Raw genomic sequence first — 20,777 nt, 5'->3', positions numbered from 1 at the left:
AGAATCGTTTTTTTTTATTAAAATTTTAAAAAACATTTATTCCTATCATAATTAAACATATTTTTTATAAATTAGTAATACAATCTCAACAAATTAACTTATTTCACGTATTCAATTCGTTTATAAATTAAAATTTTAATATGAAATCAAACAAATTTTTATTACTCTTATTAGTATTTATAACACTTATTTCTTGTAGCGGTTCCGACACTTATCAAGGTCAATGGAAAGCAACAAACCCTAATGGTAATCAAGTAGATATTAATTTCGAACTTGATTCGTTTTCAGTGAAAGATACGCTAGGTAATTTCAGAGAGTACAATTACAGTCAAAATTCGATTAAAACAAGTAATGGCATAAAAACTTATGGAATTAAACTTGCTGATGGTAGAGGTTATCAAATTCATTTTCCGAATGCGACAACTGATGATATTGCAATAATAATGGACGAAAACGGAAATGTTATCTATACTCTTGGTCGGAAAGAATATATGCTTTATGAAGATATTTATAAATTGAATTAAAATAATTTAATTTTTAGCTACAAACCATTTAAAAATAATTGTCATGTTAAAAAAAACAGTTTTACAATTTTTTTTTAGTATTTGCTTATTATCGATTTGTAGCGTTGTAAAAGCACAAAAACACAATTCTGGAGAATTAATTACAACAAAAGATTCATATACCAATTATGTTTCTGAATTAAAGACAGGTCAAACAAATATAGATTATTCAGATTTTAGAATTGCATATTCACTTAGTCTTGAATTTATGAACCAAGATTTGAAAAATCCGATGTTTGATAAACTCACCGATTTATTAAATGATGAACCAAAAAATATTGATAAAATCATAGAACAATGCAATCAGATTTTAGAAGTTGATTATACCGAAATTTCTATTCACTCTATTTTAGGTCGTTTTTACCTTGAGAATAAAATGGAAAACGAAGCTTTTAAACATAAAAATATTGCAACTGGTCTTAAAGATTCAATTCTCAAAAGTGGTGACGGAAAAACTTGCAAAACGGGATATTATGTCGTTCAAGGTTCTGAAATATTTGCTGTGTTAGCTTTTTTAAAAGCTGATATCATAAGTAAAGATATAGAATTTACAAAAGAAGGCATTGTTTGCAATAAAGTTAAAGTCAAAATGAATGGTGAAAAACAAAAAATTTATTTTGATACAACTGTAGTGATGGCCTATTTTATTCTGAAAGACGTTGAATAATTTTATCTATATCATTCTATGAAAAATTCAATATTATTTAGTTTTCTTCTTTTGAATTTCATTTCGTGTGATAAACAAAAAAAAGAAACAATTGTTGTAGAAAATAATCCATTGGTAACTGAAACTTCCGAAACGATTCAGGAAACTGAAATTGTCTTTCCTAAAACCGGAAAAAAAGTAGCAGATTTTATACCAAATTCAAGTTTTTATGTAATTCAATATGAAGCTTCTGGCGATTTAAATAACGATGGTTTAATAGATAAAGCAATTGTTTTAGCAAATAAAAATGATAAAACCACAGAACGACCTGTTTTAATCTTACTTCAAAACAATGATAAAACTTTTTCATTAGATAAAGTATCAACTGTTGCCATACCTGCCGAATATTTAGAAAATGATTTTAAATCTTATATTGACGAAAGTTTAGAAATTGAAAACGGTATTCTTAAAATTAATCTATACGGTTCTGGTGAACCTGTAGGAAATATATTTAGTCATTATAAATTTATCGATAACGATTTTATTTTTGTTTATATCGAAACTTACAATATAGGCGCCGGAAGTTGGCAAAACTTATATTACAATTTAGAGAAAGCTGAATTAACAGAAGAAATCACCAATACGATGACCGAAGAAATGGAATCTAAAAGCAAAACATATAAATTAAAAAATGAAACATATCGTTTTGAAAAAGATGCTCCAGAAAATGTAATCGCAATTGCTTTTAATGGTTTGGATAGCAATTGGTAAATCAATTTTATAACAATGAAGAATGAATTCGAAAGTAAAATCATAACTCTGAAAAACAATAAAAAAATTATCATCAGAGAAGCTCAAATTAATGATGCAGAAGAACTTCTTAACTGCATCAAAAAATACATTTCTGACAGCAAATATATCCCAAAATTTAAACAAGAAATTAAATTGACCATTGAACAAGAACGCAATTGGATTCAATCTTTCTTAAACGCAACTAATTCCATTCTACTCATTGCTGAACTTGATGGGGAAATTATCGGTAATATTGATTTGACCGGAAGTCAAAGAAAAATGATGGAACATACCGCAGTAATTGGTATGGGAATGCTTAATGAATGGCAAAATTTAGGACTTGGAACTGCCCTACTTAACGAAATTATTAATTGGGCAAAACTAAATTCAATTCTAGAACTTATTTGGTTGCAAGTTTATACAGAAAATTCTTTAGGCTTAGGTTTATATCGCAAGATGGGGTTTGTTGAAAGTGGAATTATCAAAAACTTTTTTAAAAGAGATGGTATTTATTCTGATAATCTTACTATGTTTATGAATTTGTAAATCAAAAGCTTATGAAAACCAACTATTTAAAAATTATTTTTTTTCTATTATTTATGAATAATATAGCATTGGCTCAAAATTACATAAAGCCTTTTGAAGATAGAATCAATTTTAGCATTTTAAGTGAAACCGTTTTACTTACCGATTCAGAAACGTACGTAAAAAGTGAAAAATCTAATTCTAAAAATTTGTTTTATTATTTTGATAGTAAAACCAACAAAAAAATTATTTCAGAAGGCTTTGAAATGGCTTATCCATTTGTAGGAAAAACAGCTATTGTTAAACAAAAAAAGCATTGGAAATTAATCGATAAAAAAGGGAAAATTGTTTACGATTCAAAAAGTGAAACAGCTCCATTTTTTAGTTCGTATGAAAAATATGTTCTTTTTAATAACGACAAATTTATTTATGATTTAAAATTAGGTCGCCAAGAAAAAGGTTACATCTATTGTGCGGAACCTGCAAGTCCAGATTATTATATAAAAACTTTAAATAACGGAAAATTTTCATTTAATAAAATTAAAAACAGTAAAGAAGAAAATGTTTTTAAAATGGAATTTGATTCTATAAGTCAACAACAATTTTTGATGTATGAAAATAATGACAATCTTTTGATTTTAAAAAAAGATAATAAATTTGGTATTGCTCATGCAAATGGAACTTACCTAACTGAAATCAAATATAAAAATGCAGCGTTTATCGGAAATTACATCATGGTATTTGAAAACAATAAATGGGATTACTATTTATACGAAAATCAAAAATTAAAATTAATTACTTCAAGCGATTACGAATGTAAGTATGACGTTTATCAATCAAATGTAATTGGCGTTTTTGAAAAGAATAAAAAATTTAATATTCTAAAAAAAGATGGGCAAATACTTAATTTGTATTTTGATTATATCAGTTGGAATGGAACATTTGGCGTTAGTGGAGAATCTGTTTATATTTTAAATTCGAACGGAAATTACCAATTGTATTTTACTAAATAAACCGTTTAAAATCCTAATTATGAAAAAGATGATACATTTTGCAATGCTATTTTTAATTCATTTCTCTGTATTAGGCCAAGAAAAATTTACCAAAGATTTAGATTTTGACGGAATTATTGATTCTGTTTACGTTAATACAAATGAATCTAGAATAATTTGCATGCTTTCATCACAAAACTTCAAAGAAATAAAAAGCAAACCAATCGAAATTTTAAATGAAATGTCAGGAATAATCGATAGTAAAAATGGTTTTACTTTTTTTAATGATTGGATGCGAGCTGGATATAAAAATCAGTTCAGATACAATAAGAAAACCAAAAAAATACAATTAATTGGCATGAGTCGTTATGAATTTGGAAATGCAGCAAATGATGGTTCAGGTGAATCTAGCGTTAATTTATTAACCAATGATTATATTGGCAATTGGAACGTGTATGACCATCTAGCGAATGACGAAAATGGTGAATTGATAAAATTACCAACAATCAAAACCAAAATGAAATTCGGAATTATTAATTTAGAAGACTTTGGAGAAGATACATATTTCAATTTTAGCGAAAAATGTAGTACTTTATATTACAAAGAAAAAAAACAGATATTTAATTCAAAATAGTCATGATTATTTAAAAGAAAATTAAACAAAAAGAATATTATGAAACCACCACTTATAAAATTTAAATTTTTATTTATTACCGCTTTGTTATTACCCATCTTAACAATAGCACAACAAAAATATTTTCCGTACAAATACAACGAAAACTATGGCTTAACTTCAGAAGATGGAAAAGAAACAATCGAAGGTAACTTTATAAAATATAATGATTATAACTATATAAAAGGTCAAGCATTTTTCAAAGATGCTAATAAAAAAGACGTTTTAATAAATTTAGAAACAGGTGAAAGACAAGTTTTCGACGAATTAAAACCTAATGTTTTTTACTGTGAAGATGAATATTTTTCGATAGCAAAAGTCGGAAAAGAAAATTATTTTTTTGGAAATAAATCTGGAACAAAATTAAAATTACCTCCCTTTATCAAAAAAGAAAACCTTGATGATTTAAAAATGATAAATCATCGTTTTTTATATATTGTCGTTAAAGAAAAAGAAGTCGTTAAAAAGAAAAAAACAACTCAAAGCAATTCGAACTTCAATAAAATTCTAAAAGCTGAACCTGAACCAAAGGATGTTTTTTATTTGTATGTTTTAGAAAACAAAAAAACATTAACACAGATTAATAAAGTAAAAATAACTGCAGATTGGTTGGATTCATTCGAATTGAATTTTCATTTTTATAACTATAGAAAAACACCAAAACAAAAAGATGGTGAAGTAAAAACGAAAGAAACAGAAATTATTAAAATTCAAGAAAATAAAACAACAGACCTTTTACCTTGGCATTTTTATTATGAAGAAGATTTTGATATTGTTTCATTCAATATTAATGATAATTTATTCATTTTTGATTCGGATTTAAAATTACTAAAAACAATAAAAAGTGTTGAAAACGAAAGAGATTCTGTTGAAAAATATCTTACTGATAAATACCCAAATGATGAAGTAGAAATCGATAATGCAAATTTTTATCCAATTCCAATGCTTGGTCAAGTCATGAAACCATTTTGGAATATTCGAGAAAATGTTGATTATTCAACTTTAACTTATTACAAAAACGAAAAAGAAATCCCCTTTTTAAATTTTAAAGGAACTGTCGATAAATATGATCAAAATGAATTGATATTTACAGACATCAATGGAAATAAGTTAACTGTTTTTATGAATCTTAAAAACATGAATTTTATTGTTCCTGAAAAATTCAAAAATCAATTTGGTCTTGAAATTATTAGGTAAAAAACTAAATTGTTTTGAAGTTTAAAATATAAATAATATTGATAAGTCAAAATGTTTGCATTTACTTAAAAATCATCTATTATCTAAACTAGTCATAGAAAAATATTCATAATAAAATACTTTAATTAATTAAAAAAAACTAAAATTTAATATATATTTATTTTTTTTAACACAAAAATTACTGTATATTTATTTTACAAAAGAATTAAATATAGATAATGTTTTTAAAAAAAATTGCCCATGGAAACTACATTAGCCTTAAAAGAAAGTATGAAAGAAAAAATCAGGGATAACTTTTTTGAAATTAAAAAACAAAGTGGTTATTATCGATTATACACTTTTATATTAAACAGAGTAAACAATTTTAGTACCATTTATCTTCCTGTATCTGGAACATTAAAAAATTTAAAAGATAAATTTGAAAAAAAGTCAGTTTACTATCCAGAACTTTGGTCGGCAACTGAAATGAATCTTTCATCTAATGAACACGCCCCACTAGAACAAGAAATTGTTTTCAAGTTGAATTCATTGACTAAAGAAGAATTAGATTTACTTTTAATCGAATGTTTAAAAGAGTTAAAAAAAGATGGTTTGTTTGAAAATGAAATACCTGAATTTTCAATTTATATTCAAGATGGAGAAAATAATCGCGATATTGAAGAATATAGTTTCAAAATGATTAACGGTAAATCTTATTGGAAACATTTCAAAAACAGAAAATCTAACACTGAAAATTCATTAACTAACTTACTACTTCATAAATATAATTTAAGATAAAACCACTAAAAAACACTTTAAAAAAGCCTTTTCGTTTATTTGAAAAGGCTTTTGGTTTATCTAAATAAAATCTCTCTACTCAATTGCTTGTCGATACTGATGTATCCGGGATATTTAATTTTTTGACCCGCTATGGTAAATGTAGGTTTTACTTTAATTGTAAAATTAGCTTTAGCTGAATTATCACCTAATAAAAAATTCAAAAGTGCTTTATCATTTCCAAAAATCATGTTGTAAATTTCACCTTCGATTTTAATCGGAATAATTGAAGTTTCTTTTGCCGCAACTGAAATTTGTTGATCTACAACTCCTTTTGCAAGTTCATGATTTTCGAATAAAATAATATAATCAAATTCGTCAATCGAAGCTTTTTTATCTGTCGGATTTTGGATTTCTAAATTTACAACAGCATCAAGTGGAATGTTTTTTTGTAAAGCCGCAATTGCAATATTTGGCAAACGTCCCAAATCTAAATTTCCGTTTTTAACTATTTTATCTAAAGGAGTTCCGGCAATATTCATTTCTTTTATCGACTTGATTTCAAACTTACATTTCGCAAGATTTTCAATTTCGCTTTTGGTATCATTAATCCCACAACTTGTTAAAATCAAAGAAGTTGTAACAAGAACTAAACTTAATATTTTTTTCATTTTTTTTATTTCAAATGTACGACGAGTACTTAAATTCTACATCGATGTTAGCATTTTTTTAGCTTTTTCTAAATCTTCTGGTGTATCAATTCCGATTGAACCTTTGTCCGTTTCAATCATTTTAATACGTTTACCATATTCTATATAACGTAATTGTTCTAATTTTTCTGATGCTTCTAAACTTTTCATCGGTAATTTATAGAAATCCATTAAAGCCGATTTTCTAAAAGCATAAATTCCGATGTGTTTCATGTAACGAACGCCAACATTTTCTTCACGAGGAAAAGGAATTACAGAGCGTGAAAAATACAAGGCAAAATTATTTTGATCAACAACAACTTTAACGTTATTGGGATTTTCAATTTCTTCTTTATCTTTAATTTCAAACATCACAGAACCTAAATCAATTTTAGACTCCACATCGTTTTTGAAAGCCTCAACCAAACTTTGTAAAGCTTCTTTATTGATAAAAGGTTCATCGCCTTGAACATTAACAATCACATCAATATCCATATTTTCGACAGCTTCAGCAATTCTATCGCTTCCGCTTTCGTGTTCTTTAATGCTCATAATTACTTTACCACCGTGCGATTCTATTTCTTTAAAAATAATTTCAGAATCAGTTACTACAAAAACATCATCAAAAAGTTGGATGTTTTTGGCAGCTTCGTAAGTTCTTAAAATAACCGTTTTACCACCTAAATCTTGCATAAGTTTGGCAGGAAAACGTGTCGATGCGTAACGCGCAGGAATTACAGCTATTATTTTCATTTTTATAATTTCTATATTTTGTTGTTAGTAATTGAAAATTAAACACCTTTTGATTAAATTAATTTTCAAAAAAATCATCTTTAAATCCAATCAAATATAATTTTTCTTTAGCACGAGTCATCGCTGTATATAACCAACGAATATATTCTTTTGAAATCCCGTCAGGTAAATAAGGTTGTTCAATAAAAATCGTATTCCATTGTCCACCTTGCGATTTATGACACGTTACGGCATAAGCAAATTTAATCTGTAACGCATTAAAATACTCGTTTTCTTTTACTTTACTTAACTTTCGATATTGCGAAATTTCATCTTCATAATCCAACAAAACTTCTTGATATAATCGATTGGTTTCATCATATGATAAAGATGCTGATTCTGAATTTAAAGTATCTAAAAACACAATCGTATCAAAAGGATTTAAATCAGGATAATCAATCATTCGAACTTTTACTGATGCAAATCGAAAACCATACAATTCAATAATCTTATAAATCTGTTGAATTTCCAAAATATCACCGTTTGCTATAAAATCGGTAGTTGCTTGTTGGTCCTTCAACCAAAAATAATTATTTTTAACTACCATTACGAAATCTCCTGGAGAAATTTCACTTTCGTTATCTAATATTTTTGCACGAATTTGCTGGTTGTATTGATTCGCTCTTTTGTTTGAACGAACAATAAAAGCCGTTTCTTCGGTTCCGTTTTTATTATAAGCATCATGAATGGCATCTAAAATTTCATAGCCATCTTCAAGTCGAATTATATCTTTGAAAGGTTTGATATTAAACTGAAACGTATCAAAAAAATGCGAATCTAAAAGCTCTCGTAAATGGGTTGCATTATACAAAATACCCGAATCTAATTCTTGACGCATCACTTCGTCCAACTCAATATGCGAAACATGCATATTAAAATTCAAACTCATTTTATCAATATCTAAAGCCGGACTAACTTCCATGTGAACTGGCGGAAGCTGTGCCGTATCACCAACCAAAATCATTTTACAATTTACGCCAGAATACACATAATACATCAAATCGTCAAGTAACGAACCGTGCGTGTACATGTTGGTTTCGTTAGCCATATCTGAAATCATTGACGATTCATCGACAATAAAAATCGTATTCTTAAATTTATTGGCTTGCATGGTAAAACCAACTCCGGTAGTTTTATTTTTTTTAGGATAATAAATACGCTTGTGAATCGTAAACGCAGGTTGATTCGAATAGTTAGAAATCACCTTCGCAGCACGACCTGTTGGAGCCAACATTACGTATTTTTTGTTTACGTGTTTTAATTGATTCACCAAATTAGACAACAACGTCGTTTTACCCGTTCCGGCATAACCTTTTAAAATAAAAAGCTCATCTTGTTTGTCATTCGTAACAAAATCGGCAATTTTATCTAAAAAAATATCTTGCTTTAAGGTCGTTTCAAACGGAAATTGTTGTTTTAAAATTCGATAAAATTCGGAGCTTGTCATATAAATCTATAAGTATAAACAAAGATAAGATGTATTTACATGATTTAAGAAATTATCGATAAATAATTGTAAATTTGCTTTGAATTGAATCGTATATAAAATATGTCAGACACTAAATTCAATAAATTAATTATTCAGGTTTCTTTACAAAATTTCTCGTTTTGTGTTAAGAATCAGATTACTGATGAAATTACATTTTTCAAAAGTTTACCAATCAATTCGTTGGCTTCGATAGAAAATCAATTAGAAACAATTTTCAATCAAAATGAAATGCTTCATGTAACTTATGATGATATTTTGGTTTTGCATGACAATAATTTAAATACTTTCGTTCCTGATGTCTATTTTAATGAACAACATTTAGGAAGTTATCTCCAATACAACACCAAAGTTTTTGCTACTGATTTTTTCACACATGATGATTTAGAACTTCAGAAAATGAAAAATGTTTATGTTCCGTATGTCATTTTCAACAATTTTTTTATTGATCAATTTGGAGAATTTACTTACAAACACATTAATACAACTCTTTTAGAATATGTGCTTAATGAAACTAAAAACGAAAACAATATTGTTGTACATGCTCATATAAACAAAGATCATTTTGAACTAATTGTAAGTCAAAAAGGTAATTTACTTTTATTTAATAGTTTTGAAATTCATACTCCAGAAGATCTTATTTATTATATTTTGTTTTCTTATGAGCAATTAAAATTGAATCCAGAAAAAACAGCAATTCATTTATTCGGAACGATTGAAAAATACGATTCTAATTTTGAAATAGTCTATAATTACATTCGAAATGTAAACATCAGTGATGCAAAAGTCAAGATTATTCCTTTTAATACTGAAACAAACGAATTACAAAAACATTTTATTTTATTACATTCATGAGAATCATTTCCGGAAAATATAAAGGTCGTCGCATTGTAGCACCGAAAAAACTGCCTGTAAGACCAACTACCGATTTAAGTAAAGAATCGCTTTTTAATATTTTAAATCACCAATTTAATTTTAGCGAGTTAAACGTATTAGATTTATTTGCTGGAACAGGAAATATAAGTTATGAATTTGCTTCTCGCGGATCATCGTCAATTACTTCAGTAGATGGAGATTTAGGATGTGTAACTTTTATCAAAAAAACGGCTCAAGAATTTGATATGGATATTACAGCAATCAAATCGGACGTTTTTAAATTTTTAGAACGTAGCAAAGCTAAATTCGATGTCATTTTTGCTGATCCGCCTTATGATATGGAACAAGAGCAATTTGAAAATATTGTCAAATTAATCTTCGACAATGAATTGTTAGATGAGGAAGGTTTATTGATTATTGAACATTCTCCGCATACAAAAATGGATCATTTAGAACATTTTTCATCAAACAGAAAATACGGTTCTTCGATTTTTTCTTTCTATGAATACGAATTAGAAGAAACGGATGAAGACGACGAGGATGAGGATTAAAAAACGAATAGCTGCCTTATGAAATTAAATGCTGAAATTGAAAACTACATCCAAACATTAGATGCAAATGATCAGAAAATTGGTGCGTTGCTTTCAGAAATCATCTGTGATAAATTACCATTAGCCGAAAATAAAATTTGGCATCGTCATCCGGTTTGGTTTCTAGAGCAAAATCCGATTGTAGGTTTTAGCAAACAAAAAAAAGGTATCCGATTGATGTTTTGGAGTGGAATCGATTTTGAAGCACCAGAATTAAATGTACATGGAACTAAATTTAAAGATGCTTCGATTTTTTATAATGCTGTTGAAGAGATAAATATAAATCAGCTTCAAAGTTGGTTAGAAAAATCAGCATGCATTCAATACGATTATAAAAATTTAGTAAAACGAAAAGGCAATCTAATTAGATTAAAATAACAAAAGCTCGAATTTTCTTCGAGCTTTAATTTTATTTGATATAATCTTCTAAATAAGAAAAACGTTCTGTTAATTTTCCATTTTCGCAAATTGTACCTCTTTTTAAAATTTGATCTTTATCTCCATTAAAAAAAGCAGGAATTACGTTTTCTAAAAACATTTCTCCAAAACCTTCACTTGCATCTTTAGGCAATTCACATGGTAAATTATCAACAGCCATAATCGTAATCGCAGCCGGATGATCTAAAGGCACTTCTTTATTTTCTCTTGGATAATATCCGTAAAAAGGATCTTCAATAGTCGAACTTCTCAAGGTTGAATCTATTGGTCCTAAAATATCACAAGAAACATCTCCAATAACTTTTATTTCATTATAAGGACTATTCAACATTTCTTTTGTAATTATTTTTGGAGAACCGTCCTTATAGAAATGACCAGCAATAACAATTTCAGCAACTTTAGCAAATTTTTCAAAATCAGATTCATAAGCATTTGGATTTTGAATAAAATCATCTTTTGAAGAAGGTTTACCATCAATGCGTCTATAATAATCCTGAACATCTAATTGCACATAAACAGGTTCGTCAAAATCATTATTTAAAAACTCATTAATTTTAACCATTTTAAAACCTGCATCATCAAGTAACTCCTTCGCTCCCATTCCAACTTTGCCCGTTCCTGTTAAAACAATTTTAATTGGTGGCATTACTGGTTTTCTTAATCTTTCGACTAACTCTTTTTTACTTGCTAATTTTTCAGCTTTTACTAAATTAAACAATTCGTATTTAATTCCAAAAGCTCTAAAAGTATTGTAAGCACCAACGATTCCGGCATATCTTCCAAAACCTATTAATCTAATATTTTTATCATCAACCAACGTTTCGTGATCTATTAAAGTAATATTTTTTTCGATACAAGCTTGTAATAATTTTTTATTGTAAGGTTGCTTTTTTATGGTATGTGAAAAGAAAAAATATGTTTTATTTGGAATTAATTGATCAATCGGAACTTCTTTAACACCAAACAAAACATCACATTCTGAAACATCTGAAACTACGTCAAAACCAGCTTCTTTATAAGATTCATCTGAAAAAACTCTTATATCTGATGATTCAACCAAAAGCTCAGCTTCACTGAATGCTGTTTTGAATTTATTTAATGCGCTCGGTGAGAAAACAACACGTTTATCAGCAGGAATTTTTCCTTCTTTAATTATTCCAAATTTCATATTAAGATTCTTAGTTAAGATTATACTATTATTAAAAATAGCCTCGTCAAATATACAATTCGTAAAAAAGAAATACAATCTTTTTTAAAAATAGTTATTTCTTAAACAACTTGATATTTTTTTATCAAATATATTTTTAATTCTTAAAAAATAAAAAATACAATAATTAATCAAAATTTTAACATTTTAAATAAATATTCAATCGCTATTTTTTTGTAAATTACAAATTATTAACATTAAAAATATACAAAATGGGCGATAATTTTAAAAATAACAGATATGAAGGAATTGCAATGCTATTTGTATTGTTTATTGCTTTCTTAATATATATAAGTTTTTAAAAACACATTTTATGAAATTTAAATCTAGTCAATAAAAAATACTCAAAAAAATAATTTTTTGAGTATTTTTTTTATCCGTTTGGGTCTTGAATTAAACTTTTTTCAATGTAATAAAGAACGAAATTCAATGTTTTTTTGTTTCAATTTAATTCAAAATTTATTTCTCTTTTATAATTTTTATGGTTTCAATACAAGATGAACAGTAAACCAAATATATTTTTTTGAATATTAAACATTTTAATAATTAGTAACTGGTAAATTAGATTAAACAAAAACTTTAAAAAAAATAAATTAATCACTAGTAATCAATACTTTACCCAATAACAATAACTTAAAAAAAGCATTTCTAAACCAAAAAAAATTTTGTCAAATCAAGGTTTAGAAAAAAGTAAAACAAATTTTAAAAATATTTTATATAATGCATGTAACTTACTATTTTTGAAGATATTTTTTAAAATGAAATCATATATATTAAAAATAACAACTTTAATAGGGATTGTTGTACTTTCAACAGTTTCATGTTCTGTTCAGAAGAACGAAGTTAAACTATATTCAGAGAAAAATTATGATAACGATTACTACATTCGTAATCCTAAAGAATTAAATATTGAAGAGTTTTCTAATTATAAAGTTCAATTACCTGAAATAAATCGTGAATTTAGAGGCGTTTGGATTGCGACTGTTGCCAACATCAACTGGCCTTCTAAACGTAATTTAACTGTTTTAGAACAAAAGTCAGAAGCCGTAAAACTACTTGACATGTTAGAAGAAATGAATTTCAATGCTGTGATTTTACAAGTTCGTCCTTCTGCAGATGCTTTATATCAAAGTAAACTTGAACCTTGGTCTTATTTTTTAACTGGAGAAATTGGAAAAACTCCAATTCCTTTTTACGACCCTTTGCAATTTTGGATTGAAGAATCTCATAAAAGAGGAATGGAATTACATGTTTGGTTAAACCCGTATCGGGCGCATCACTCAAATGGTGGAAAAGTTACCAATGAAGCAATGCCAAACAAAATGCCTGATGATATTGTTCGTTTAAAAAATGGTATGTATTGGTTTGATCCATCGAGCAAGAAAACTCAAGATCATGTTTCTAATGTGGTTAACGACATTGTCAAACGTTACGATATTGATGGTGTTCATTTTGATGATTATTTTTATCCGTATGCTTCATATAATGGTGGTGCCGATTTTCCTGATAATAAAACTTGGAACGAATACGTAAATTCAGGTGGAATTCTAAAAAGAGCTGACTGGAGACGACATAATGTAAATATTTTTATAGAACGTATTTATAAAGAAATCAAAGCTGAAAAAAGACATGTCAAATTCGGTATAAGTCCGTTTGGAATTTGGAAACCTGGTTATCCCGAAGGAACCGTTGGTTTATCGCAATATGATGAGCTTTATGCTGATGCTAAACTTTGGTTAAACAACGGCTGGATTGATTATTTTACACCACAATTGTATTGGCCAATTGATTCAAAAAGACAAAGTTTTACCAAATTATTAAATTGGTGGAAAAGTGAAAATACAAAAAATCGACATTTGTGGCCGGGATTAAATACTGTTGAAGTAAATTCCAAAGACAGAACAGTTGAAATTTCAAATCAAATTAATTTGACAAAAGAAATTTTATCAGAAAGTGCTGGTGTAGTTCATTACAGCATGGCCGGATTAACACAAAATCCATCTTTAATGAAAAATTTAAAAGAAAATATTTATAAAGAAAAAGCGTTAATTCCTGCTTCAGGTTGGTTACAATCTGAATATATTTATAAACCTACGTTGAGTATTCATAAAAACAATGAAAATGTAGCTGTTGATTGGTCGATAAAAAATCCAAAAGTCGTTGATAAATGGGTTTTATTTAAAAGATATGGTGATCAATGGGAAATGGAAATCTTGAAATCCAATCAAGTAACTTCGAATTTAGAAAATTATAAAAACGGAAAAAAACTAAATACTGTTGCAATTCGCGCTATTGACCGTCTAGGTAACGAAAGTGAATATGATGCTAAATCAATTTAATTAAAAAAAATGAAACTCTTTATTTTTGAACGTTAAGTCATCCAAAAATAAAGAATTTTTTTATTCAAATCTTGAGTACATTTACTCGAATTGATGACAAATGCAACACAATTCTACAATTGTTAAAAAACATAAATATTTAAAAAACAACAAGTTACACACAGGAACAACTTTTGAAAATTGATAATTGAGATAAAATCACAAAAATCGTCAATCCTATCAAAATATATTTCAAATGTTAGAAAATGTTCCATACAAAAGCAATTCTAAATCAGAAACTATTGATTTGTCAAATAAATTTAATGCTTCTTTATTTAGAAAAATAGATAAAAATAATTTTAGGTCTAAAGATTATTTCATCTTTTCGGTTACAGCATTCACTATTTTAGTAAGTCTTTTTTTGATTTACTATCTACAACATGATTTTGAAGAATTACACCTTTCAAGAACCAAAACAATTTGGGGACAACTGTTATTGGTTTTATCCTATTCATTATTGATTTATCAAATCATATTTATTTTTTACATCATCTATAAATTTTCAAAATACAAACCAATAGAATCTGTTTCAGATACTGAATTACCAACTTGCACAGTAATTGTTCCTGCTTATAACGAAGGTAAATTAGTTTTAGAGACTTTAAGAAGTTTAGTTGCCAACGATTATCCAAAAGAAAAACTTCAGATTATGGCTATTGATGATGGCTCAAAAGACGATACTTGGAAATGGATGGTTGAAGCAAAAAAAGAATTAGGTGATCGAATCGAAATTTTACAACAACCAAAAAACATGGGAAAACGACATGCCTTGTATCGTGGTTTCACAACCGGAACAGGTGATGTTTTTGTTACAGTTGATAGCGATTCGATTGTTAAACAAGATACATTAAGAAATTTGGTTTCTCCATTTGTCACAAATAAAAATTGTGGTGCTGTTGGTGGAAATGTTCGTGTATTAAATAAAAAGCAAGGATTAATTCCTAAAATGCTAAACGTTACATTTGTTTTTAGTTTTGAATTTATACGATCTGCGCAAAGTGTTTCTGGTTCTGTACTTTGTACACCAGGTGCATTAGCAGCCTATAAAAGAACAGCTGTTTTGAGCTGCTTAGAAAGTTGGATTAATCAAACATTTATGGGAAAAGCTTCTGATATTGGAGAAGACCGTGCCTTAACTAATATGATCTTAAAACAAGGATTACATGTACTTTTCCAAAGCAATTCGTTTGTTTACACAAATAGTCCTGAGAATTATAATCAATTAAACAAAATGTTTATTCGTTGGGAAAGAAGTAATGTGAGAGAAAACATTGAAATGACAAAATTCGCATTTTCAAATTTTAGAGAAGAACGTAAATTTGATGCACGTTTTTTACTTATTAATCAATGGATTAAAGTGATTTTATCAATACCGTTTACTTTATTGATGTTTTATTTGATAATTTCAAATCCAATTTTGTTCTTAAGTTCAACTTTTTTTGGAATCTTCATTTTCTCAACTGTTCAAGTTGTTCTATATTCAAAAAAATATAACTTCTTAGAATCCTTATGGTTCTATACATATAGTATTTTTTACACGTTTACCCTATTCTGGATAACACCTTACGCAATAATTACTGCTGGTAAAAAAGGCTGGTTAACACGCGAAATCACAAATTAAAACTTATGAAAAAGAGTTGAAATCTGCATTTGTTTTATTTACTCTGAAAGCTGTTTATTAAATTAAGCAGCTTTTATTATTTTTAAGATTTTAATGAATAAACCATTTTTTGAAATACTTTTTTTATTGTACAACAAATTGTAATTTTGTGAACATTAGAAAAAAATATGGGATTTCAACTAAAATCAGAATATAAACCAACTGGTGATCAGCCAGCTGCAATTGAAAAATTAGTAAACGGAATTGACAATAAAGAACAATTTCAAACTTTACTTGGAGTTACGGGTTCTGGTAAAACTTTTACAGTTGCAAATGTGATTCAAGAAGTGCAAAGACCAACATTGGTTTTAGCACATAATAAAACATTGGCAGCTCAATTGTATTCTGAATTCAAGCAATTTTTCCCGGATAACGCAGTAGAATATTTCGTTTCCTATTACGATTATTATCAACCTGAAGCTTATTTACCAGTTACAGGAACATATATCGAAAAAGATTTATCTATAAACGAAGAACTCGAAAAACTGCGTTTAAGCACAACCTCTTCTTTACTTTCTGGAAGAAGAGATGTTTTGGTTGTAGCTTCTGTTTCATGTTTATATGGTATTGGAAATCCTGTAGAATTTCAAAAAAATGTAATCACTTTAGAAAGAGATCAAGAAATTACCAGAACAAAATTATTACATCAGTTAGTTCAAAGTTTATATGCTAGAACAGAAGCTGAATTTTCTCACGGAAATTTTAGAATTAAAGGTGATACCGTTGAAATTTTTCCTAGTTATGCAGATGATCCATATCGAATTCATTTTTTTGGTGATGAAATAGAAGAAATTGAAAGTTTTGATAGAGAAACGTTGAAAGTTATTGAACGCTTTCCGATGTTAAATATTTATCCAGCAAACATGTTTGTTACTTCACCTGATGTTTTACAAAATGCAATTTGGGAAATTCAGCAAGACATGGTTAAACAAGTTGACTATTTCAAAGAAATCGGAAAACATCTAGAAGCAAAACGTTTGGAAGAACGTACCAATTTTGATTTAGAAATGATTCGCGAATTGGGTTATTGTTCTGGAATCGAAAACTACTCGAGATATTTAGATCAACGTTTGCCTGGGACGCGTCCTTTCTGTTTGTTGGATTATTTTCCAAAAGATTATTTGATGATTATCGATGAAAGTCACGTTACAGTTTCTCAAGTTCATGCGATGTATGGTGGCGATCGTTCTCGAAAAGAAAATTTAGTCGAATATGGATTTCGATTACCCGCTGCAATGGATAACCGTCCATTAAAATTTGAAGAATTTGAATCATTACAAAATCAAGTTATATTTGTTTCTGCAACTCCAGCCGATTATGAATTACAAAAATCAGAAGGTATTTATGTGGAACAAATCATTCGTCCAACTGGTTTATTGGATCCAATCATTGAAGTTAGACCAAGTGAAAATCAAATTGATGATTTAATTGAAGAAATTCATCAACGTGTAGAAATTGACGAACGTGTTTTAGTTACAACTTTAACCAAACGAATGGCCGAAGAATTAGCGAAATATTTCACAAAAGTTGGAATTCGTTGTCGTTACATTCATTCAGATGTAGATACATTAGAACGTGTTGAAATTATGCAAGATTTGCGTAAAGGAATTTTCGATGTTTTAATTGGAGTTAACTTACTTAGAGAAGGTTTAGATTTACCAGAAGTTTCTTTAGTTGCTATTTTAGATGCAGATAAAGAAGGTTTTTTACGTAGCGCACGTTCTTTAACACAAACTGTTGGTCGTGCAGCTCGAAACGTAAATGGAAAAGCTATTATGTATGCTGATAAAATTACGGCAAGCATGCAAAAAACAATTGATGAAACCAATTATCGTAGAGGCAAACAAATAACTTACAACGAAAAAAACAATTTAGTTCCTAAAGCATTAAATAAAAAGATTGATGATAGTATGAGTCGAGCTATTTCTGGAAAAGCTTCAAATTACAATCAAGATGATAATCAAAATTTAGCTGCAGAACCTGCAATACTTTACGACAACAATAAAGACATTGAAAAAGCGATTCGTGAAAAACGTAAAGCTATGGAAAAAGCAGCAAAAGATTTGGATTTTATGCAAGCTGCTAAATTGAGAGATCAAATCAAAGACTTACAAAATGCTCTTGAAAAATAAAAAATAACGATCTCAATTGAGATCGTTATTTTTTATCATACTTCTTTTCAGTTCCATCAGCATTGAAATCATCAGGAAAATACTCTCTTTCTTTCTTTTTACGAGTTAATGCTCTGTAAGCAAACATAACAACTACAACGACAGCCAAAGTTAAAAATACGAATTCCATTTCTTTATAATTTTTATCAAATTTAATGAATTTATAAAAAATACAATACAGATTAATTGTTATTCTACATAAATTATTTTAGTTATATATTCAGAATTAGAAGTATAAAAATTTAAAGTATAAACACCAGCTTCAGCAGATCTAAAGAAATACGTTTCTTGAAGATTTCCAGCTATTTCATTACATTGACAACCTTCATATTTTGCTTTCACTCTAATATTATAAACTTTATCATTGCGCTCTACTTCAAAACTGTAGAATGAACCACAAGAATTTTCAATAAAAAAACTCAAATCAATTGGTAAATCTTCATTCTTATTAATTGACATTTGTTCTGAGTACACAGTAGTGATAAATGCATGTTTGAAATCCAAACAATTTTCAGCTTTATCATCAGAATTACTACAACCGAATAATGTCAAACTTATAAACAAACTTAAAAGTACTATTTTTCTCATTTTTAATATTTTATATTTCCTAATTTAAAGTAATTCTCAAAAAAGTTTCATCACTTGAATCATCCGCATTCATTCGGTCAATTTTCAAATAAAAACTTCCATCATTTCCCCAAAAAGCATATTTTTCAAAATCAACAACCTGCCAATTCGTAAAAATTGCTTTAAAAGCATTTTTATAAAAACCGTTTGAATAATTATAAATTTCAAAATACGTTTTATTTTCAAATTCATTTGTTTTGCAAACTGTAACAAAATTTCCGTTCTGTGAAATAATCGGATAATCTATAAATGAATATTTAATTTCGCCCGAATTTTTATCTATCATTTTATAATCTAAACTATCTAAATATTCTCCTCGAATTAAATATTGATTCATTATCGGAAAATACCCCAAATAATTGTAAAATTCAGAACTTCCGTCTGTTGCAGATTTATCTGTTAAAACCGTTTTACCAATTTTAATTGAATTTTTAATTTTGATTAAAGCCAAAGTATCTTTCAAATAATATCTGTTTTTTTCTTGATTTGCCGATTCATATTCTTTTCCAGAAATAGTTTCAATCAATAAACCTTCATTCAGTTTAAAAGAATCTAAATTTTCCACTTTTTTCAGATTACCAATCTGATAATAATGAACTTGATATAAATCATTTTCATCCCATTGCGAAGGAGTTTTCTTTAAATAAGAAGATTTTTCTTGATTTTCATTTGTTATTGAAATTTCTTCTGAACAAGAAAATAAAAATCCAAAAGCAACCAAACTAATTACAGTTTTTAATAAATTCATTTTCAAATTGATTTAAAAAAACTAAAATACGAAATAAGTACAAACTTTAACCATAAATTCAAAAGTAAATCCAAACGATGCTGTAAATTTGCATTTTTATTATTATGACATTTGATATAATTGCGATTTTATGCTTGATTGCGTTCATCGCAGGTTTTGTTGATTCAATAGTTGGTGGTGGTGGATTGATTCAAACACCTTTATCTCTAAGTTTATTACCACAAATTCCGGTTGCAACTGTAATTGGAAGTTTAAAAATACCCGCATTTTCGGGAACTGCAATTGCACTTACTCAATATCTAAAAAAAGTTAAAGTTCATTGGAAACTATTTGTTTTGATGGCAATTGTTGCTTTTTTTTCGGCATATTTAGGTTCGTATTTTCTGACCATAATAAATAATGATTTCATGAAACCGTTGTTGCTTTTCATCTTAATCGGAATGGGAATTTTTACATTTCTAAAAAAGGATTTTGGATTAGCGACTGCACAAACAATTGAGAAAAAGAAATTGATTTTTTATTCCATTCTAATTTGTTTTATTGTTGGGTTATATGACGGTTTTATTGGTCCAGGAACAGGAACTTTTTTTATGGTTTGCTTTGTTACTTTTTTAAAAATGGATTTCTTGAGCGCCAATACACATGCCAAATTAGTAAATTTAGCAACCAATTTCGGTTCGATTTGTTTATTCTTAATCAAAGGAAAAGTGATTTGGGCAATTGCAATTCCAATGGCAATTTCTAACGGATTTGGTGGATATGTTGGTTCAAAATTTGCAATCAAAAAAGGAAATTCTATTGTTAGAAGCTTTTTGATATTCGTAATTTTTTTATCTATTTTACGTTTTGGATATGACATTTATCAAACTTTTTAATAATAAAAAAAACAAACTTCTACATTATAAGTATAAATTCTTCTTAATGAAAAATTAATCCCATTTTTTTCTGTAATTTTGAAGAAATTTTGACAA

General features: G+C 27.8%; 22 protein-coding genes. 15 read left to right on the top strand and 7 right to left on the bottom strand.

Annotated features, from left to right (window positions below; genetic code table 11):
• Window positions 1-140: 140 nt before the first annotated feature.
• From HW119_RS12135 to HW119_RS12100, 8 genes are all read left to right on the top strand, one after another.
• Window positions 141-524, top strand: a complete 384-nt coding sequence (locus HW119_RS12135) for a hypothetical protein (RefSeq protein WP_177764771.1) — start codon at window positions 141-143, stop codon at window positions 522-524.
• Window positions 525-567: 43 nt separating this feature from the next.
• Entirely contained in the window at window positions 568-1,230 is a 663-nt protein-coding gene (locus HW119_RS12130) for a DUF4919 domain-containing protein (protein ID WP_177764769.1), read from the top strand.
• An 18-nt stretch (window positions 1,231-1,248) separates the two neighbouring features.
• Window positions 1,249-1,980, top strand: coding sequence for a hypothetical protein (locus HW119_RS12125; protein ID WP_177764767.1), 732 nt, complete (start codon window positions 1,249-1,251; stop codon window positions 1,978-1,980).
• A 15-nt stretch (window positions 1,981-1,995) separates the two neighbouring features.
• Entirely contained in the window at window positions 1,996-2,547 is a 552-nt protein-coding gene (locus tag HW119_RS12120; RefSeq protein ID WP_177764765.1) for a GNAT family N-acetyltransferase, read from the top strand.
• An 11-nt stretch (window positions 2,548-2,558) separates the two neighbouring features.
• The gene (locus tag HW119_RS12115; protein WP_218620358.1) at window positions 2,559-3,539 is read left to right on the top strand and encodes a hypothetical protein; all 981 of its coding nucleotides are present in this window, start codon (window positions 2,559-2,561) and stop codon (window positions 3,537-3,539) included.
• A 19-nt stretch (window positions 3,540-3,558) separates the two neighbouring features.
• Complete coding sequence (locus HW119_RS12110; RefSeq protein ID WP_177764761.1) at window positions 3,559-4,152, top strand: hypothetical protein; 594 nt, start codon at window positions 3,559-3,561, stop codon at window positions 4,150-4,152.
• Window positions 4,153-4,191: 39 nt separating this feature from the next.
• On the top strand, window positions 4,192-5,388 hold the full coding sequence (locus tag HW119_RS12105; RefSeq protein ID WP_177764759.1) for a hypothetical protein: 1,197 nt from the start codon (window positions 4,192-4,194) through the stop codon (window positions 5,386-5,388).
• 240 nt (window positions 5,389-5,628) lie between these two features.
• A complete protein-coding gene (locus tag HW119_RS12100; protein WP_177764758.1) occupies window positions 5,629-6,165 on the top strand; it encodes a hypothetical protein in 537 nt (178 codons plus the stop codon).
• A gap of 56 nt (window positions 6,166-6,221) precedes the next feature.
• Here the strand turns inward: HW119_RS12100 and HW119_RS12095 are convergent, their stop codons facing one another.
• From HW119_RS12095 to HW119_RS12085, 3 genes are read right to left on the bottom strand one after another with little or no spacing between them, the layout of a single operon-like run.
• Window positions 6,222-6,815, bottom strand: coding sequence for an LEA type 2 family protein (locus HW119_RS12095; protein ID WP_177764756.1), 594 nt, complete (start codon window positions 6,813-6,815; stop codon window positions 6,222-6,224).
• A 36-nt stretch (window positions 6,816-6,851) separates the two neighbouring features.
• Entirely contained in the window at window positions 6,852-7,586 is a 735-nt protein-coding gene (kdsB, locus tag HW119_RS12090; protein ID WP_177764754.1) for a 3-deoxy-manno-octulosonate cytidylyltransferase, read from the bottom strand.
• A gap of 58 nt (window positions 7,587-7,644) precedes the next feature.
• Window positions 7,645-9,072 (bottom strand): ATP-dependent RecD-like DNA helicase, encoded by a 1,428-nt coding sequence (locus HW119_RS12085; RefSeq protein ID WP_177764752.1) that lies wholly within the window; start codon window positions 9,070-9,072, stop codon window positions 7,645-7,647.
• 102 nt (window positions 9,073-9,174) lie between these two features.
• Here HW119_RS12085 and HW119_RS12080 point away from each other — a divergent pair, with 102 nt between their 5' ends.
• From HW119_RS12080 to HW119_RS12070, 3 genes are read left to right on the top strand one after another with little or no spacing between them, the layout of a single operon-like run.
• Window positions 9,175-9,966, top strand: coding sequence for a DUF3822 family protein (locus tag HW119_RS12080; RefSeq protein ID WP_177764750.1), 792 nt, complete (start codon window positions 9,175-9,177; stop codon window positions 9,964-9,966).
• Window positions 9,963-10,538, top strand: coding sequence for a 16S rRNA (guanine(966)-N(2))-methyltransferase RsmD (gene rsmD / locus HW119_RS12075; protein ID WP_177764748.1), 576 nt, complete (start codon window positions 9,963-9,965; stop codon window positions 10,536-10,538). Before HW119_RS12080 ends, rsmD begins: the two co-directional genes overlap by 4 nt.
• Before the next feature lie 18 nt (window positions 10,539-10,556).
• A complete protein-coding gene (locus HW119_RS12070) occupies window positions 10,557-10,955 on the top strand; it encodes a DUF1801 domain-containing protein (RefSeq protein ID WP_177764746.1) in 399 nt (132 codons plus the stop codon).
• 31 nt (window positions 10,956-10,986) lie between these two features.
• On the opposite strand, the gene HW119_RS12065 is transcribed toward HW119_RS12070, so the two are convergent.
• Window positions 10,987-12,183 carry an NAD(P)-dependent oxidoreductase gene (locus tag HW119_RS12065; protein ID WP_177764743.1) on the bottom strand — a complete coding sequence of 399 codons (1,197 nt, stop codon included), beginning with the start codon at window positions 12,181-12,183 and terminating at the stop codon, window positions 10,987-10,989.
• A gap of 797 nt (window positions 12,184-12,980) precedes the next feature.
• Here HW119_RS12065 and HW119_RS12060 point away from each other — a divergent pair.
• From HW119_RS12060 to uvrB, 3 genes are all read left to right on the top strand, one after another.
• Entirely contained in the window at window positions 12,981-14,561 is a 1,581-nt protein-coding gene (locus HW119_RS12060) for a glycoside hydrolase family 10 protein (protein WP_177764741.1), read from the top strand.
• Between the two features lie 235 nt (window positions 14,562-14,796).
• Window positions 14,797-16,221, top strand: a complete 1,425-nt coding sequence (locus HW119_RS12055; protein WP_177764739.1) for a glycosyltransferase — start codon at window positions 14,797-14,799, stop codon at window positions 16,219-16,221.
• Window positions 16,222-16,388: 167 nt separating this feature from the next.
• Complete coding sequence (gene uvrB, locus HW119_RS12050) at window positions 16,389-18,392, top strand: excinuclease ABC subunit UvrB (protein WP_177764737.1); 2,004 nt, start codon at window positions 16,389-16,391, stop codon at window positions 18,390-18,392.
• Between the two features lie 25 nt (window positions 18,393-18,417).
• Here uvrB and HW119_RS12045 read toward each other — a convergent pair whose 3' ends face one another.
• Genes HW119_RS12045 through HW119_RS12035 form a run of 3 tightly spaced genes read right to left on the bottom strand, consistent with a single transcriptional unit; the run spans window position 18,418 to window position 19,806 of the window.
• Window positions 18,418-18,561, bottom strand: coding sequence for a hypothetical protein (locus HW119_RS12045; RefSeq protein WP_177764735.1), 144 nt, complete (start codon window positions 18,559-18,561; stop codon window positions 18,418-18,420).
• 59 nt (window positions 18,562-18,620) lie between these two features.
• Window positions 18,621-19,019: a hypothetical protein gene (locus HW119_RS12040; protein ID WP_177764733.1), complete on the bottom strand. Its 399-nt coding sequence runs from the start codon at window positions 19,017-19,019 to the stop codon at window positions 18,621-18,623.
• Window positions 19,020-19,038: 19 nt separating this feature from the next.
• Window positions 19,039-19,806, bottom strand: coding sequence for a hypothetical protein (locus HW119_RS12035; RefSeq protein ID WP_177764731.1), 768 nt, complete (start codon window positions 19,804-19,806; stop codon window positions 19,039-19,041).
• Window positions 19,807-19,910: 104 nt separating this feature from the next.
• Here HW119_RS12035 and HW119_RS12030 point away from each other — a divergent pair, with 104 nt between their 5' ends.
• Window positions 19,911-20,681, top strand: a complete 771-nt coding sequence (locus HW119_RS12030) for a sulfite exporter TauE/SafE family protein (RefSeq protein WP_177764729.1) — start codon at window positions 19,911-19,913, stop codon at window positions 20,679-20,681.
• Window positions 20,682-20,777: the final 96 nt, after the last annotated feature.

Origin of the sequence: Flavobacterium sp. I3-2 (genome assembly GCF_013389595.1) — a bacterium.
In the GTDB taxonomy this organism is placed as follows: domain Bacteria; phylum Bacteroidota; class Bacteroidia; order Flavobacteriales; family Flavobacteriaceae; genus Flavobacterium.
Note: the sequence above shows the minus strand (reverse complement) of the source record. Positions and strands in the feature narration are given on the sequence as shown.